This is a genomic window from Novosphingobium rhizovicinum (genome assembly GCF_040813635.1).
Classification (GTDB): Bacteria; Pseudomonadota; Alphaproteobacteria; order Sphingomonadales; family Sphingomonadaceae; genus Novosphingobium; species Novosphingobium rhizovicinum.
In genome coordinates this window covers 138,687-154,563 of sequence record NZ_JBFNXR010000054.1, presented here as the reverse complement: position 1 = coordinate 154,563, position 15,877 = coordinate 138,687, and the positions used below count along the sequence as shown (strand labels likewise).

The 15,877-nt window shown below is 60.3% G+C and carries 17 protein-coding genes; 11 read left to right on the top strand and 6 right to left on the bottom strand.

Translation table 11 applies throughout. The features are described from left to right. Positions 1 to 164 precede the first annotated feature (164 nt). Positions 165 to 1,031 (top strand): LLM class F420-dependent oxidoreductase, encoded by an 867-nt coding sequence (locus ABUH87_RS17290; protein ID WP_367775356.1) that lies wholly within the window; start codon positions 165 to 167, stop codon positions 1,029 to 1,031. An 82-nt stretch (positions 1,032 to 1,113) separates the two neighbouring features. Here ABUH87_RS17290 and ABUH87_RS17285 read toward each other — a convergent pair whose 3' ends face one another. After that, complete coding sequence (locus ABUH87_RS17285) at positions 1,114 to 2,001, bottom strand: TauD/TfdA dioxygenase family protein (protein ID WP_367775355.1); 888 nt, start codon at positions 1,999 to 2,001, stop codon at positions 1,114 to 1,116. A 155-nt stretch (positions 2,002 to 2,156) separates the two neighbouring features. Here ABUH87_RS17285 and ABUH87_RS17280 point away from each other — a divergent pair, with 155 nt between their 5' ends. Continuing rightward, complete coding sequence (locus tag ABUH87_RS17280; RefSeq protein WP_367775354.1) at positions 2,157 to 4,436, top strand: FdhF/YdeP family oxidoreductase; 2,280 nt, start codon at positions 2,157 to 2,159, stop codon at positions 4,434 to 4,436. Positions 4,437 to 4,483: 47 nt separating this feature from the next. Here the strand turns inward: ABUH87_RS17280 and ABUH87_RS17275 are convergent, their stop codons facing one another. Next, a complete protein-coding gene (locus tag ABUH87_RS17275) occupies positions 4,484 to 5,194 on the bottom strand; it encodes an energy transducer TonB (protein WP_367775353.1) in 711 nt (236 codons plus the stop codon). Positions 5,195 to 5,533: 339 nt separating this feature from the next. On the opposite strand from ABUH87_RS17275, the gene ABUH87_RS17270 reads away from it, so the two are divergent. The 3 genes from ABUH87_RS17270 to ABUH87_RS17260 all read left to right on the top strand — a co-directional run bounded on the left by ABUH87_RS17270 (position 5,534) and on the right by ABUH87_RS17260 (position 6,961). After that, positions 5,534 to 5,803 carry a GlsB/YeaQ/YmgE family stress response membrane protein gene (locus tag ABUH87_RS17270; protein WP_367775352.1) on the top strand — a complete coding sequence of 90 codons (270 nt, stop codon included), beginning with the start codon at positions 5,534 to 5,536 and terminating at the stop codon, positions 5,801 to 5,803. A gap of 48 nt (positions 5,804 to 5,851) precedes the next feature. Beyond that, positions 5,852 to 6,136, top strand: coding sequence for a hypothetical protein (locus ABUH87_RS17265; protein WP_367775351.1), 285 nt, complete (start codon positions 5,852 to 5,854; stop codon positions 6,134 to 6,136). Between the two features lie 222 nt (positions 6,137 to 6,358). Next, the gene (locus tag ABUH87_RS17260) at positions 6,359 to 6,961 is read left to right on the top strand and encodes a superoxide dismutase (RefSeq protein ID WP_367775350.1); all 603 of its coding nucleotides are present in this window, start codon (positions 6,359 to 6,361) and stop codon (positions 6,959 to 6,961) included. Positions 6,962 to 7,039: 78 nt separating this feature from the next. On the opposite strand, the gene ABUH87_RS17255 is transcribed toward ABUH87_RS17260, so the two are convergent. Both ABUH87_RS17255 and ABUH87_RS17250 read right to left on the bottom strand, forming a co-directional pair. Continuing rightward, positions 7,040 to 7,645 (bottom strand): sigma-70 family RNA polymerase sigma factor, encoded by a 606-nt coding sequence (locus tag ABUH87_RS17255; protein WP_367775349.1) that lies wholly within the window; start codon positions 7,643 to 7,645, stop codon positions 7,040 to 7,042. Then, positions 7,635 to 7,766, bottom strand: a complete 132-nt coding sequence (locus tag ABUH87_RS17250) for a NepR family anti-sigma factor (protein ID WP_367775348.1) — start codon at positions 7,764 to 7,766, stop codon at positions 7,635 to 7,637. The genes ABUH87_RS17255 and ABUH87_RS17250 overlap by 11 nt, the downstream gene beginning before the upstream one ends. A 254-nt stretch (positions 7,767 to 8,020) precedes the next feature. Here ABUH87_RS17250 and ABUH87_RS17245 point away from each other — a divergent pair, with 254 nt between their 5' ends. Further along, on the top strand, positions 8,021 to 9,700 hold the full coding sequence (locus ABUH87_RS17245; protein ID WP_367775347.1) for a CHASE domain-containing protein: 1,680 nt from the start codon (positions 8,021 to 8,023) through the stop codon (positions 9,698 to 9,700). A 128-nt stretch (positions 9,701 to 9,828) separates the two neighbouring features. On the opposite strand, the gene ABUH87_RS17240 is transcribed toward ABUH87_RS17245, so the two are convergent. Next, on the bottom strand, positions 9,829 to 10,623 hold the full coding sequence (locus ABUH87_RS17240) for a response regulator (RefSeq protein ID WP_367775346.1): 795 nt from the start codon (positions 10,621 to 10,623) through the stop codon (positions 9,829 to 9,831). 585 nt (positions 10,624 to 11,208) lie between these two features. Between ABUH87_RS17240 and ABUH87_RS17235 the strand changes: the two genes are divergently transcribed. From ABUH87_RS17235 to ABUH87_RS17225, 3 genes are read left to right on the top strand one after another with little or no spacing between them, the layout of a single operon-like run. Next, complete coding sequence (locus ABUH87_RS17235; RefSeq protein WP_367775345.1) at positions 11,209 to 11,847, top strand: sigma-70 family RNA polymerase sigma factor; 639 nt, start codon at positions 11,209 to 11,211, stop codon at positions 11,845 to 11,847. 30 nt (positions 11,848 to 11,877) lie between these two features. Then, complete coding sequence (locus tag ABUH87_RS17230; RefSeq protein WP_367775344.1) at positions 11,878 to 12,306, top strand: response regulator; 429 nt, start codon at positions 11,878 to 11,880, stop codon at positions 12,304 to 12,306. Positions 12,307 to 12,363: 57 nt separating this feature from the next. Continuing rightward, positions 12,364 to 12,630, top strand: a complete 267-nt coding sequence (locus ABUH87_RS17225) for a hypothetical protein (RefSeq protein ID WP_367775343.1) — start codon at positions 12,364 to 12,366, stop codon at positions 12,628 to 12,630. Positions 12,631 to 12,730: 100 nt separating this feature from the next. Here ABUH87_RS17225 and ABUH87_RS17220 read toward each other — a convergent pair whose 3' ends face one another. Continuing rightward, complete coding sequence (locus ABUH87_RS17220; protein ID WP_367775342.1) at positions 12,731 to 13,738, bottom strand: mechanosensitive ion channel family protein; 1,008 nt, start codon at positions 13,736 to 13,738, stop codon at positions 12,731 to 12,733. On the opposite strand from ABUH87_RS17220, the gene ABUH87_RS17215 reads away from it, so the two are divergent. Beyond that, the gene (locus ABUH87_RS17215) at positions 13,737 to 15,362 is read left to right on the top strand and encodes a lysine--tRNA ligase (protein ID WP_367775341.1); all 1,626 of its coding nucleotides are present in this window, start codon (positions 13,737 to 13,739) and stop codon (positions 15,360 to 15,362) included. The genes ABUH87_RS17220 and ABUH87_RS17215 overlap by 2 nt on opposite strands. Continuing rightward, positions 15,337 to 15,876, top strand: a complete 540-nt coding sequence (locus ABUH87_RS17210; RefSeq protein ID WP_367775340.1) for a DUF1003 domain-containing protein — start codon at positions 15,337 to 15,339, stop codon at positions 15,874 to 15,876. The genes ABUH87_RS17215 and ABUH87_RS17210 overlap by 26 nt, the downstream gene beginning before the upstream one ends. Position 15,877: the final 1 nt, after the last annotated feature.

The following is a 15,877-nucleotide window of genomic DNA, read 5'->3' as shown; positions in this document are numbered from 1 at the left end:
ATTGTCCGCAGTACAGCTTCTGAGCGTTGCCCCGGCAAGGGCGTAATCGGCAGCATATTGTCCGGTGTGGCAGCCTCGGCTTGCCTGTGCGTGATCGCGTCGCAAGGCTTGACGGGCACTCCCTCCAGCGTCGATCACCGGGCAGTCAGCACGGGAGGCCCGCAGTGAAGATCGGTATTGTCTATCCGCAAAACGAGCTTGGGGATCCTTCCGCCGTGAAGGCCATCGGAACGGCGGCAGAGAAGATGGGGTACGATCACCTCGTGGCCTATGATCATGTGCTGGGAGCATCGCACGATCGCGAGCCCAAGCTGTCGGGGCCTTACACGGAGAAGCACCCGTTCCACGATCCCTTCGTCATGTTCGCATACCTGGCCGGCATCACGGAGAGGATCGAACTCGTAAGCGGCGTCCTCATTCTGCCGCAGCGGCCTACGGCTCTGGTGGCGCGACAGGCAGCAGACCTGGATCTGCTCTGCGGTGAGCGGTTCCGCATGGGAGTCGGCGTCGGGTGGAACTATGTGGAGTATGACGCGCTCGGACAGGATTTCAGCAAACGCGGGCGTCGGATCGAAGAGCAGGTACAACTCCTCCGACGCTTGTGGACCGAGCCACTGATCACGTTCGAGGGCGAGTTCGACAGGATCGATAGGGCTGCCACGCTTCCCCATCCTCGCCGCACGATCCCGATCTGGATGGGCGGCTTCGCCGATGTGGCCTTGAAGCGGGCCGCAAAGATGGCGGACGGCTTCATCTTCGCAGACGGGGCAGCGGACGCCTTTGCGCAGCTTGAAACCTTGGACGCGGCGTTAAGGGCCGAGGGCCGCGATCACGGCACGTTCGGAAAACAATGCCACATGCTCCGCCCCAGGACGCCGCAGGACGTGGTTGAGTTCGCACTACGCTGGCGCGATGCCGGCGGCACGCACGCTACCGTCAATTCCATGGGCAAAGGCTATGGCAATGCTTCGGCACACATCGAATGGTTCGAAGCCGTGGCTGAAGCAATGGGCAGAGCCGGTTTGATGTGAGCGTGAATGCTCTGCGCATTCACGCTCATTTCTGCAGCGACGACCTACCCCACCTTGAGAGCGCTGGCTGCAAGTTAACGGCTCAAGCCATCTGATAAATGCGCTCGAGCTCCTGATCGGATGCAACATGGCCGGGCTTCTCTTTGCCGGCGATAGTGGTGCGGTGCATGATCCGCCCCTCGTCGGTATAAGGCACGACCCGGTGCATGACTCCCTGGTTGTTCCAGATGACGAGGTCACCTTCCGTCCAGTTGTGCGTGTAGACGAGATCGGGCTGAGCGGCCCACTGCTGCAGCCGGGTCAGCAATGCGCGGCCATGTGCGCCCGGCATGCCTACGATGCCGTCCGCATGAGTGCCCAGCAGCAGTGACTTGCGACCATCCTCGTGAGTCCAGACAAGCGGCTGTTCCATCACTGCCGCAAGGTTGCGGTACCGCTCGATACGTTCCGCGCTCGGCGTACCGTGGACCGGGCGCACGGCGGCTTCGACCGTATGGATCACCCGCAGATTTTCCAGCTCGCGCTTTTCGGCCTCAGGCAGCAGGTCATAGGCGGCATAGAGGTTCGCGAACTCGGTCGCGCCTCCGCTTGCGGACAGCTTGCGCGCCGACAGCACGGTTGCCTTGGGCAGTGGCTGGTCGATGGTGATGCCGTCAACGTGCCAGAAGAAAGTGCCGAGCACGTAGTCCGGCTCGGTATTGAGCTTTCGGTCGAGCGTGATCTTGTAGACGTCGGGTGTTTCCGAGTCGGAGCCGGGAACCTTGCGCGTGAAGTTGACGCGATCGCCAAGCCTGTCGGTGAAGGCCAGTTGCAACTCGTCGCTCGCGTTCAGCTCAGGAAAAACGAGAACTCCGCGTTGCTCCAGTTCTCGGCGCACGGTCTCGATCGTTTCGTCGTCAAGCAGATGGTTCTTATCGACGCGGATGATGCCGCCGATACGGGGTTTGGCGGGTTCGACAGTCAGGCTCATCTCCGGTTCTCCATTTTTTTTGTACTGTACGGGTGTACAGTAGTGGTGCCCGTCCTGACTGGCAATGTGTTCATGTCTGCGGGCTGCTCCGTTACCCGGGAACTGTCCCGTACCTGAGGCTTTGCCTCGGCAGCCCCAGTCGTACGGAGGACACCATGAGCGGCACCAAGATCAAAGCTGGCTACCCCGGTCCCGCCGGAGGATGGGGCTCGCTGAAGGGCATAGCCAAAGTCGAGTTGAACGGTCGCTCGCGGCCTTCCGCGCTCGCTACGCTGGCCGTGCAGAACAAGCCGGATGGTTACATGTGCTCGTCTTGTGCGTGGGCCAAGCCACCCGTGCCACACGTCGCGGAGTTCTGTGAGAATGGCGCGAAGGCCACACTCTGGGATCTTACCAGCGAACGCTGTACGCCCGAATTTGTCAGCCGCCGTACTGTCTCGGAATTACGCGCCCTGGGGGATTATCAGCTTGAACTCGCCGGTCGGATAACCGAGCCGATGCGCTACGATTCGGCGAGCGACCGCTACGTGCGGACGACCTGGGACGAAGCATTCTCGGCCATCGCTTCTAAACTGAACAAGCTCGATCCCAAATCGGTGACGTTCTACACAAGCGGCAAAGCCGCTCTGGAAGCCAGCTACCTGTATGCGCTGTTTGCCAGGATGTATGGCAACAACAATCTGCCGGACAGTTCGAACATGTGCCACGAGACCACTTCGGTCGGTCTCAAGAACGTGATCGGCTCGCCCGTTGGCACCTGTACCCTTGAGGATCTGGAGCACTGCGACGCGATCTTCTATTTCGGGCAGAACCCCGGAACGAACAGTCCGCGCATCCTTCACCCGCTGAAAAGGGCGGTGCAGCGCGGTTGCAAGATCATCGCGTTCAACCCTTTGCGCGAGAAGGGTCTGCTTGAGTTTGCAGATCCCCAGAACCCCATCCAGATGACCGTCGGCAAGTCCACCCCGCTTGCCTCTCAGTACCACCAGGTCAAACCAGGTGGTGACATCGCGGCCATCATGGGTCTGTGCAAGCGTGTGCTCGAGCGTGATGGGCAGACTAAGGCGGCGGGCACGAAGCGCATACTCGACACTGCCTTTATCGAACAGCACACCCACGACTTCGACTCCTTTCTCGCAAAGCTGGACGCTACCAGTTGGGACGAGATCGAGGCCGCATCGGGTCTGAGCCGCGCCGACATGGAGGCGGCGGCTGACGTCTATTGCGAAGCGGAAAAGGTCATCGGGATCTACGGGATGGGGCTGACGCAGCACGTCCATGGCAGTCAGTCGATCGGCATGCTCGTCAACCTGCTTCTGATGCGCGGCAACATCGGCAGGCAGGGCGCAGGCTGCACGCCGATCCGAGGGCATTCCAACGTGCAGGGACAACGCACCGTTGGCATCACTGAAAAGACCAGTCTTGCCCCCATGGACAAGTACCGGGAGATCTTCGGTTTCGAGCCGCCTCAGGAAGACGGGCACACGACGGTCGAGTTCCTGGAGGCGCTGCTCGACGGCAGCAACAAGGCATTCATCGGCTTGGGCGGCAACTTGGCCATGGCCGTGCCGGACCACGAGCGGGTGCACAAAGCCTGGGGCGAGATGGAACTGACGGTGCATATCGCGACGAAGCTCAATTCCACCCACATGATGCCGGGGAAGGAGAGCTGGATTCTGCCGTGTCTGGTGCGATCAGAAGAGGACATTCAGGCGGGAGGACCTCAACAGGTCTCTATCGAGGACAGTTTCAGTCACATCTACGGATCGATAGGCCGCCGTACGCCAGCGAGCCCGGATCTGCTGTCGGAAACGGCAATCGTTGCCCAACTGGCGAAGGCGACCCTTCCGTCAAATCCGCTCTGGAAGTGGGATGACTGGGCAGGCGACTATTCGCTCGTGCGCGATCTGATCGCGCGCACGTACCCCGACCAGTTCTACGATATGAATGCCAGGATGAACCAGCCCGGCGGCTTTTATCGAGGCAATGCCGCGCACGAGCGCATCTGGAAGACGGAAAGCGGCAAGGCAGAGTTCACGACGCCGACTGTGCTCAATGCTTGCGGCATCGGGAACGCAGAAGGGCGGTACCATCTGGTCACCCTGCGCTCGAACGATCAGTTCAATACCACGATCTATGGCCACAATGACCGGCTGCGCGGCCTGAAAGGCAGCCGCATGATTGTTTTGATGAGTCCGCAAGAGATTGATCGTGCCGGGCTGAAGGCTGGCGACAAGATCACGCTAGTGGGAGATGCGGAGGACGATATTCGGCGGGAAGTCACCGGGTTGGAGGTGACGCCTTACGATCTGCCAGACGGCACGCTGGTCGGCTACTTTCCGGAGCTGAATCCATTGGTGCCCTTGTGGTACCACGACAAGGCTTCGAAAACCCCGGCGGCAAAGGGTGTGCCGGTCCGCATCGAGGCCGTATAGATCGAATGCGGTTGGCTGGAGCCGGACGCGCAGGGGGCGAGGACGGTTTATTCCTCCTCCGCCCAATCCGGTTCGCCCTCGGGATGGTTATACCACCCGTGGATCTCGACAATGTAGGAGGGCACCGGTTCGCCGCCAGCATTACGCGAGGGGCGGAACCGAAACCGCTCCGTAATCAGTTCACAGGTCCTCGCATCCAGATCGGGCAGTCCGCTCGATTTTGTAACCCTGCAGTCGCTCACGCGGCCGTCGATGTTAACACGATAGGTCAACTCTAGCTCGCCGCCTCGTTTTGCCTTCCGCAGCTCCTCGGGGAGATCGGACCAGCGCAGGTGGCCCTTAATCTGCACGGGACGGGTGACCGCCTCGCCGCTTCCTCTGCCACCGGCTCCCGCTCCACCGCCGCCTCTTCCGTTCCCGGTGCCACCCGCGCCTTGTCCGGGGCCGACCCGGTCCGACGCACCTGTATTGCCAGCGTTTCCGGTGGCCGGCCGGGGGGCGGCGACGATCGGAGGCGGCAGGGATATCGGAGGAAGGAGCGGCCCGAAAACGGGGCTTGCGCGGTTGCGCAGGTTTGGAGGCGAGGCTTCACCCTCCATCGGCTGGGCTTCGGCCTTGTCTGCCTGGCGAACGGTGGGCTCGGGAGAGGGGCTCGCGGTCGGTACGGGCGAGGGGGGCTCCTCCTTCACCGGCGTCAGCGAGACAAGCGTTTCTTGTCCGGCTTCGGGGGCATCGCCGTTGGATGACAGGCCAAGCATGATGGCTGCGCCTCCCAAGGTAACAACAACAAGGGAAGCAAGTGCGGAGATCGTCCGTTGGCGAGGCGAGGTTGCGTACAATTCCAGTCCCGGAGCGTAGCGTCGGCTGATGAAAGATGCAGAGGTAACGGCTTAGCCTTCATGAGGCTGCGCTCGCTCCTTTCGCGAGGGAGAAACGCCGCCGCCGCCGCCGGGCAGGGCGGGCGGGCCTCCGGTCTGAAGCTTCCGCAACTGGCGTTCAATCCGAAGGGGGCGGCATGTTGACGGAACCGGCCACGACGGAACCAATGAAAGTAGTGCCCGTTTAGCCCTTAGCTAGGCATCTGGAGTTCGGAAATTATGACCCTTATTCTTGTTCTTCTGGTCGGCGGCATTATCGGTTGGCTGGCTAGCATTCTTATGCGCACTGATGCGCAGCAGGGAATTTTCCTCAACATTGTCGTTGGCGTGATTGGCGCGCTGATCGCGGGCGTGATCATCACGCCTCTTATCGGCGGTGCACCGATTACCAGCGGATCGTTTGACATTATGTCGCTGTTCGCGTCATTCCTGGGCGCGGTTATTCTGCTGGCGATCGTGAACTTGTTCCGTCGCGGTTCGATCCGCTAAGGAGCCGGCGAGCGTTCGTCGTTTTAATAGGGCAAAGGAGTTTACCCGATGAAATTGATCACCATGCCTCGACTGGCTGTTCTGGCTCTCGCCGGTGCTTCGCTCGGACTGGCCGCGTGCAACAACACAGCGGACGATGCGACCGAACAGGCGGCAGACCAGGTCGAACAGGCGTCGGACGCTGCGGCGGATCAACTTGAAGAAGCAGCAGAAGGCATGAGTGAGCCTCGGGAAGATGCCCTGGAGAACCGTGCAGAGGAAATCCGCGAGCGCGGCGAAGCCAAGGCAGATGCTATCGAGGAGGGGGCCGACGCCCAGGCAGGTCATCCCTGACAAGTTCCGCTGACGTCAGTCGGCGGTCACGCAGAGGGGGCGGCGAGCTGATCGCCGTCCCCTTTCGCATGTGGCGGCGATAGTGCAAAATACGCCGCAAAACTGCGCTTGAATTGTCGGCGCGAACCTCAAACATACGGGACGAGCCGCAGCCCGGCTTCGTCCCTGCCGTCACAGGGGCTTCGCACCGTCTGAGATGCCAACCACAACAGGAAAGATGCCATGACCATTCCTCTGATGCCGCTGCCATATGCCCACGACGCGCTTGAGCCCCATATTTCGAGCACCACACTGGAAGTCCACCACGGCGCTCATCACAAGACCTATGTGGATAAGCTGAACGCTGCCATTGAGGGTACGGAAGACGCGGGCAAGCCCTTGGAAGAGATCGTTCGCACATCCAGCGGGCCGAAGTTCAACAACTCGGCTCAGACCTGGAACCATGGCTTCTACTGGCACTCGCTCAGCCCGGAAAAGACGCAGCCCAGCGAGAGCCTTCTCACCGCTATCAACAATGAGTTCGGGTCGATGGATGCGCTTCTGGAGGCGCTTACCAACGAGGCCGTCAATCACTTCTCGAACGGGTGGGCATGGCTCGTCGTCAAGGGCGGAAAGCTTTCGGTGATCTCGACCCATGATGCCAACACTGGCCTGCTTGAGAGCGATAACCCTCTTCTGACCATCGATGTGTGGGAGCATGCCTACTATGTTGATCAGAAGAACAAGCGTCCAGCCTATGTGAAGGCGGTGCTTGAAAACATCATCAACTGGAAGTTTGCTTCCGACAACTTCGACCGCGGCACACCTTGGGTGTACCCGAGCTGATCGATAAAGATGGGTTGAATTAAAAAGGGCCTGTGTTTTCTCGAGAAACACAGGCCCTTTTTGTAAATGAGGCGCTGATCAGCCAGCGCGCCTACGCTGCGCAGATGAACTTACCGAGCGGGCAATGGCTGCGCGCTCGCGGACGGCTTTACGCTGTGCGAGCGCCTGAGCGTCGGGTTCCGTATCAAGAATGCGATTCAGTTCTGCGCGCGCGCGGGCCACACGGCTCTTCATCGTGCCGACTGCGCAGTCAGCGATCTGTGCCGCTTCCTCGTAGGTGAACCCGCCCGCTCCTACCAGCATCACAGCTTCCCTTCTCTCAGGGGCGAGTTGAAGGAGCGCGGCTTCCATGTCGGAAAGGTGCAGGCCGCCTTCTTGATCCGCATCCATCACGAGCATGCGTTCGACCGCGCCGTCATCAAGATCGGTCTGACGGCGGTTCCTCCGCAATTCACTCAAATAGTGATTGCGCAGGATTGCGAAGGTCCAGGCCCGCATGTTCGTGCCAGGAGTGTACCGGTCGCGCGCGGTCCACGCTTTGATTGCAGCTTCCTGCGCCAAGTCATCGGCATAGTCGGGACGGCCGGAAAGTCCCCGGGCAAACGCGCGCAGGTGCGGCAGCGTACCCAGAAGTTCTTTTCGGAAATCTTCGTCGGCCTGATCGCTTGATCGGTCAGCCGTCATCACTCTCGTCCAGCTTCTTCAGCAAATCATCGAAGCTGTCCGGCAGAGGCTCATCGACAACGGAGTTGTACAAGTTTCTCAGCCCGGCGGCCCAGCCCGGTTCCCCGTCCCTGCGGGTCACCGGTGGCAGACCGGGGCGCGACCCGGACCTCCCTTGTCCATTTGGGTGAGACAACACGAACTCCCTTTCACGCAGATGTGTGCATTCGACATGGCTGTACGGTCAAGCTTCTTCGCCGGGAATGGCGTCTGGGAATGGAACATTTCACCCCGGCCATGGTTCCCCTGTGCACAAAGACATGTCAGACGCCGCCTGTCTTGATCGGCGCGAAAGATCCAGGCACTTGCGGGGTTGTATGAGGAACGGTTACCGGCGTGGTTGACGATACTCTGCTCGATAGGGTGGAGAAGCAGGCGTGGTTCCATCGGTATCCTCGCGGCTGGCCCTTTCTGCTCTTCATCATTGCCAGCATTGGCACTGCCGTCAGTGTAATGGCGATCGAACGCGCGGAACGAGAGCGCCGCGAGGTCGTGCTTGATCGCAATCTCACAGAGATCGCCTCCGCGTTGCAGCGCCGGGTTACCGAGAACATTGCGCTCCTGCGTGCCGCATCTGCGCTGTTCGCAATGCAGGAAGAGGTGACTCCTGAGCAGTTTGCGGAGTTTTCCTCAGACTTGCAATCAAGCGGGAATCTCTACGGTTCGCTCGGTTTGGGGTGGGCGCCGCTTCTCAGAATATCGGAGACACCCGAGTTCGAGGCTCGCCAGAGAGAAGCGGGACGCAGCTCATTCGCAATCTTCCCTGATCCGTTCGCCGCGAGCACCAACGATGGGGAAGATCGCAGATATTCCGTGCCGATCGTCTACATCGAACCGATGACCCGCATCAACGAACGGGCGCTCGGCTTCGACATGTATTCAGAGCCAACCCGGCGAACGGCAATGGATGCTGCCATGGACAGCGGGAAGCCGGTTGCCTCGGGCAAGGTTCGCCTGATTCAGGACCGGGCTGATCCGAAGGCAGTGGGCTTTCTAATCTACATGCCCGTCGTGGACACCCGGCGGCGCTCGGTTGTGAAGGGTTTTGTATACAGCCCCTTTCGAGCGGAGGATTTCCTCACCTCCGCCGCGCAACTCTTCCGCAACGACGAGATAGAGGTCACCGTGTATGATCAGGCGGTGGCGCCAGAGAATTTAATTGCTCAGCGTCGCGTCCCCGGAATTGCCGGAAACGCTGTGGAGCGTCAGATCGACGTCGGTGCCCACTCGTGGGTTATCCAGGTCAGCGACAAAAAGACCGGGGGCCTGTCCACGACGGCGCGCATCACCTTGTTTTTCGGTGTGATTACATCGCTGATGCTCATGGCGATCGGTCGGCTGATCACCAAGAGAGCGGCAGAGGACCGGCGCGTCCTCGAATGGCTAAGCCGGCAGGCCTCGATACGAAACTCTCTCACTCGTGAGCTCAACCACCGGGTCAAGAATACCTTGGCCAATGTCTTGTCGATCGCCGCGCTTACGCGGCGGCGCTCGACCGACATCGATGAGTTCACAGAGAGCCTCACTGCACGCATCCGCGCTCTCTCTGCGACGCATGACCTGCTGTCGCAGACCGACTGGAGCAACGCGCCTTTGGGTGAGGTCGTTCGGTCCGAGCTGGCCCCTTACATGGAAGGCAGTGAGGGGCATGTCGAGATGAGCGGCCCGGAGATCAAGCTGGCACCGAACGACGCAATGTCGCTTGGTCTTGCGATCCACGAACTCGCCACGAATGCCGCCAAGTACGGCGCTTTGAGCACCGAAACGGGACGGATTCACGTGACCTGGTCATTGGTCTCCGAAGATTGTGCCGAGGTACACTGGCGGGAGGAGGGTGGACCTCCGGTGCAGGAACCCAGCAAGCGCGGGTTTGGGCGTGACCTCATCGAGAAGATCGTCGCGCACGAGCTTCGCTCGCAGGTAGACCTTCTCTTCCTTCCTGCGGGCGTGGAATGCCGGTTCAACGTTCCGGTACGTGTTGCGCGCGAGTTCGCATTGCGGAGCGAGCCTCGATAGGCGCGAATCTTCGCTCCATGCTGTGGCGCATGATTGGTGTTAGCTGTTGATCGGACTGCAAGTCGCCGCAGCGCTAATGCAGCGTGAAGGGAAGGGGGGCGCCGACGAGAAACGGCACCCCCTGTGCGTCAGTTCAGTGGACGGCTTGACCCGAAGAACAGGGCTTGGCTGATCGCTGCCCGCACTGTCGCTTCCTTGAAGGGCTTAGTGACCAGATAGGTGGGCTCTGGCCGCTCGCCGGTCAGCAGGCGCTCCGGATAGGCCGTGATGAAGATGACCGGGACGTCTCCGAACTTCAGGAGATCCTCCACGGCATCGATCCCGGAGCTGCCGTCCGCCAGCTGAATGTCGGCAAGTACCAACCCGGCTGGATGCTTGCGGAATATCTCCAGGGCCTGCGAGTGGGTGGCGGCAGTTCCGACAACGTTATGGCCAAGTTCGGAAACGAGCCCGTCGAGCTGCATAGAGATCAAGGGCTCATCCTCGATGATGAGCACGTCCGTGGTGGTTTCGCTCTCGATCTCTTCGATCGCTTGTCCGACAAGCGTATCAACGTCGGGTACGCCCACCCCGAGGATGTGAGCGGTGTCCTCGCGTGAGAACTCTTCGACTGTCGTGAGTAGGAGAGCCTGCCGATGTGCAGGTGCAATGGTGGCCAATCTGGACTGCGCAGCCTGTTCGTGGAGCCCGGCAGGCGCATCGCCAACTGGTTCCTCGACATGCGATGTCGACCATATCCGGGTAAAGGCGCCATACAGGGCGGCGCGGCTGCGGGAAATGTCTGATCGAAGCGCCTGGTCGGCAAGCGCCGCCTCCAGCGTGGCACGTACGTACGCATCGCCGGAGTGCTGAGAGCCGGTCAGCGCGCGTGCGTAACGACGGAGGTATGGAAGCTGGACGCTGATCTGGTCGGAGACAGACATGCTCATTCCTTGAAGTGAGGTGGCGCGTGTAAACGTTCTAAAAAGAACCGCTTGGACAGCCAAGAGTTAAGCCTAGCACGGTTCAATAGAGTGGCAAGCCGGTTTGGTGGCCCAAAGGTCGGGAGGCCATCGGCCGGCCCATGACCGTGCCGCTTCAGGCTCTAGTTTGAGCCGGGCGATCTGGAAGCTACGGCCGCGCTGGCCCACGCTCGGCTTTCGACCCCGCCCGGCCTTCGAAATGTCTGCCGCTGCGAAAAATTTGTATCAATCGGGAACCCTTTCATCTCGTCGGTGTTCAACTGGCATCACCACTGGCCCTCCCACCCCCCCCGCAACCGGTGGTGACCCGATCCCGAGGCCCTCGTCCAAACCGGACGAGGGCCTCAAATCGTTTGAGCCAGCAATGTTCCCGCCGATCACGCAAAAAGATCAGAGAACGCGTGCCGTTTACGATTTTATCAGGGTCCTGCGCGGCGGTAATCTGCCGTTTCCACCCCTAGGCCGCGTCAGCCCTCCCTGTCCTGGGGAACCAATTCGCCGCCGATCGCGTTCAGCAGTTGATAGAAGTTCAATGGAGGGAAGCATATGACGGTAGCAACCGACGTTCAGGTCGAGCCCGCCAAGTCGCTCAGCGACAGGGACTTCAAGCGAGCCCTGACAGAGGTCGCTCCTCATCTTCGTGCCTTTGCGCGCGGTCTCTGCGGGTGCCGTGACCGAGCCGACGACTTGGCGCAAGAGGCCATGCTCCGCGCTTGGGCTGCTCGCGAGCGTTATGCTGCAGGCACCAACTTCAAGGCGTGGACGTTCACAATTCTTCGGAACCACTTTTACAGCGAGGCGCGGCGTGCGCGCTTCCACGGAGAGTACGACGAGCTTGCCGCCGAGCGTATCCTGCGTGCTCCTGCAGGTCAGGAAAGTGCGATCGAGCTCGGTGACGTTCTGCGTGCTTTGACTGCCATACCGGAGACCTATCGCGAGGCTCTGATCCTGGTGGCTGCTGGTAACCTGTCTTACGAGGAGATTGCCGACATCTGCGGGATCGCGCTGGGTACGGTCAAGAGCCGCATCTGCCGCGCGCGGTCCATGCTCAGCAAGGTGATCGAGTCAGGTCAGCTTCCTGATTTCCGGCACAACTTCGTACTTTCGGGAGAAGCGATCGACGCCTTCTTCGAAGAGCTTGCGAAGATCGCAAACAGCGAGGAAGACGCATCCCTTGCTGCCTGATGGCTGGCATCGCTATCTAGGGGTGTTTACGTGACCGGCGTAAACGCTCCTACGGTGGCGATCGTGGAGGATGAATTCCTCCTCACTCTGCATCTTGAGGACGTGCTGCTGGACGCCGGCTATAGCGTGATCGCGACGGCCCATGACTTGTCATCAGCGGACGCAATCTCCCAAGCTCCAGACATAGCATTGGTCGACCTCAATCTCAGCGATGGTCTGACGGGGCCTGAAGTCGCGCGGCGGCTTAGCGAACGTTTTGGTGCGCAAATCATATACGTTACAGCCAATCCCGGGCAGATCGGAACTCCGGCTTCGACCGCCCTGGGCGTGCTTCATAAGCCTTTCTCACGCCAGGCTATAGAACGCGCACTGGCCTATGCACTGGATGAGGGCGTGACCGTTGCTCGTCCTGGCGAGTTGCAGCCCTTCGAAGGGTGCTCGCTCTTGCGATCTGCTTGATAGTCTTTCCCTCAGCGACGATGAAAGAAGGCATCCAGCCAGCGTCAGGGCGCTAGGATGAGCGACGATGTGCTGACTGCTATCCAGTACTACGGAGCGGGAGCTGCGACGCTCGCGGCACTCATCGTGTCGCTGGATCTCGGTCGCAGATGGACAGGCGTCGGCTTCGTCATATTCGTCACCAGTTCAATCGCCCTCATTGCATGGGGCTTCCTGGCCGAGGATGCGGAAGGAATCGGGGTTCAGAATGTCGTGCTGTTGATTATCAACTGCGTGGGCGTTTACCGATACCTGATCTCCAGGCACCGCAACGAGGTGACTTGAAGGTCGGGCGGCAGGTGGCCCGCTTCGCTTTTCGACGGGGCGGGAAAGCAGGAGCAGTCATCGAAGGGGCTTTGGAACGATCGCGCCGCGAACTTCCCCTTCAGTCATCATGCTTCAGTGCCGCAGGCGTGCGTCCAATCTGCAGCGGCTCCTTGAAGGTGTGCGTAACATAGGGGAAGGGGATTTCGATTCCCGCGCCGTCCAGCGCTTTTTTGATGGCGATCACGACCTCGCTCTTCGTGAGTCTGAGATCACGCGGTGCCGATTGCGCCCACCATTGCACAAGGAAATCGATCGAACTGGAGTTGAACTCTTGCGCAAAGACGAGGACTGGCTTGTCGTGGTTGATGTGTTCCAAACCCTCGACCGTCGATTGAATGAGCTGACGGGCCTGCTCAAGATCCGTGTCATACGATACACCCACTACAATCTCGTTGCGACGAACAGTGTCGTCGGTGAGGATCTTAACGGGGTTCTTGAAGAGCAACGAGTTGGGTACGATGGTTAGCTCGTTGGACAGCTGTCGGATGTGCGTCTCTCGCAGCGTAATCTTCTCGACACGTCCCATAATGCCTTCAACTTCGATGATATCGCCGATTCTCATTTTCTCCCGAAGCATGATGAGGACGCCAGCAAGGAAGTTCTCGAAAATATCCTGAAAAGCGAAGCCGATCGCGAGCGCGCCGACGCCCAGCCCGGCAAAAGCTCCGGCGGGGGTAAAGCTGGGAACCGCGACGGTTAGCGCGATGAGTAACCCGAAAACCCAAATCGCCAACCGCACCAAAGTATCGAGCAGTTGCTTCAGGTCTTCGCGAACACGGGTGCGCCCAGTGATGCGATCCGCAATGCGGACGGCGAACTTGGCAACCAGCCATGTGATTGCCACGACCCCGAGTGCGATAAGAAGTTGCGGCAGCGTCTGAATGAACGATCGAAGCATATCTTCGATCTGGTCGCGCAGCGCCTGCACATAATTCACAGTAAGGTCCACGGCGGTGAAACAGTTCCTTTGCGCGAGTTTCGGTGGAAACCCCCTGCACACAACCCTGTTCCCTTCGCCGTTGGGCCTTGCGAAAAGTGCGCTTTCCCGCGATTGAGCCCGCACCATGACTGATACCGCCCTCATCGACACCGCTCTGAAGTCCAAGGCTTGGCCCTTCGAGGAAGCCCGCAAGATCATGAAGCGCTATCCGGAGGGGAAACCTGAAGGCGCTCCGGTTCTGTTCGAGACAGGGTACGGTCCCTCTGGGCTGCCGCACATCGGCACGTTTCAGGAGGTGCTACGCACCACGCTCGTTCGTCGCGCTTATGAGGTGCTTACCGGGGGGGCGCCGACGAGGCTCGTCGCTTTCTCGGACGACATGGACGGTCTGCGCAAGGTGCCGGAGAATATCCCGAACCCAGAGCTTCTCGCTGCCAATCTTGGCAAGCCGTTGACCCGGATTCCCGATCCGTTTGGACTGCACGAGAGCTTCGCGCATCACAACAACGCGAAGCTGCGCGAGTTCCTCGATCGTTTCGGCTTCGAGTACGAGTTTGTCTCCGCAAGCGATCGCTACAACTCCGGCGCATTCGACGCGGCGTTGGCGGACGTTCTGCTGCACTACGACGCCATCATGGGCGTGATGTTGCCCACCTTGCGGGAAGAGCGCCGCAGAACGTACTCGCCCGTGCTGCCGGTCTCGCCCACCTCCGGCGTAGTCCTTCAGGTGCCGGTGGAGGTGCTTGATGCCGCCAGCGGCATGATCGCGTTTGAGGATGAAGGACGGCGGGTAGAGCAAACGGTATTCGGAGGCCGAGCCAAGCTGCAGTGGAAGGTCGACTGGGCCATGCGGTGGGTGGACCTTGGCGTCGACTACGAGATGTGCGGCAAGGACCTTACGGACTCCGTTACCCAGTCGGGCAAGATCGCGAAGATCCTGGGTGGCCGCCGTCCGGAAGGCCTGATCTACGAGTTGTTCCTTGACGAGAATGGCGAGAAGATATCCAAGTCCAAGGGCAACGGGCTGACCATCGATCAGTGGCTGACTTATGGAACCGAGGATTCGCTTGGGTTCTACCTTTTCCGTGAGCCGAAAAGCGCCAAGCAGCTCCACATCGGTGTGATTCCCAAGGCTGTGGATGAGTATTGGCAGTTCCGCGGCAATCTCGCGGCGCAGGAGTTGGACAAGCAACTGGGGAATCCCGTGTGGCACCTTCTCCGGGCGAACGGCGGAGGGGAGGGCGCTGGAGACACCCTTCCGGTCACCTTCGGTCTGCTGCTGAATCTGGTGGGTGTGCTTGGCGCCGACGCGACGGAAGATCAGGTCTGGTCATATCTGGCCAACTACGTTGCGGAGGCTACACCGCAGGCTCATCCCGAATTGAAAGCCCTTGTGGCTGCTGCACTCGCCACGAACCGGGATTACATTGCGCCCACGCTCCGGCGGCGTGCGCCAAGTGCTCAGGAGGCCGCTGCGTTGAGGGCGCTCGATGACGAACTGGCGCGCGCCCCGGCTGATGCTACGGCAGAAGACCTGCAGAATGCAGTCTACGAGATCGGGAAGCGCGAAGAGTTCGGGTTCGAAAACCTGCGCGACTGGTTCAAGGCACTATACGAGACACTGCTCGGCTCATCCCAGGGTCCTCGCATGGGCAGCTTCATTGCGCTTTATGGTATTCCGGAGACCCGCAAGCTGATCGGGCAGGCGCTGGAGATGGCTGGAGATGCGCAAGTCACCCAAGACCGCTGAGGAGCTCTGCAAGGAGCTCCTCGGCCGCCGATTGGATCAAGTCGATCCCGAAGAGCGCCGCGTGCTGGAGCGGATTGCCTCTGGGCAGATTGAAGATCTGGATTCCCATGAGGAGGCCGCGCTTCACGCCAGCTTGGGCGAGCGTCTGGCAGACAGGGTGGCAGCTATAGGCGGTAGCTGGGGCTTTATCGCCGGTTTTGTCCTGGTGCTGCTTAGTTGGATGCTAATCAACAGCGCGGCGCTGCAGCACCTCGGTGTGCATCCCTTCGATGGATATCCCTACATCTTTCTCAACCTGATGCTCTCGATGCTCGCGGCGATCCAGGCTCCGGTGATCATGATGAGCCAGAATCGGCAGGCGCAGAAAGACCGCATCGCCGCGCGCCATGATTACGAAGTGAACTTGCGTACACAGTTGGAGATCATCCGCCTTCAGATGCGTTTTGACCGCTTGCTGGAAGAGTTGGCGGCCGGAAAGCCCAAGGCCGAAAAGGGGCATCGCGCGCCTTTCTGAA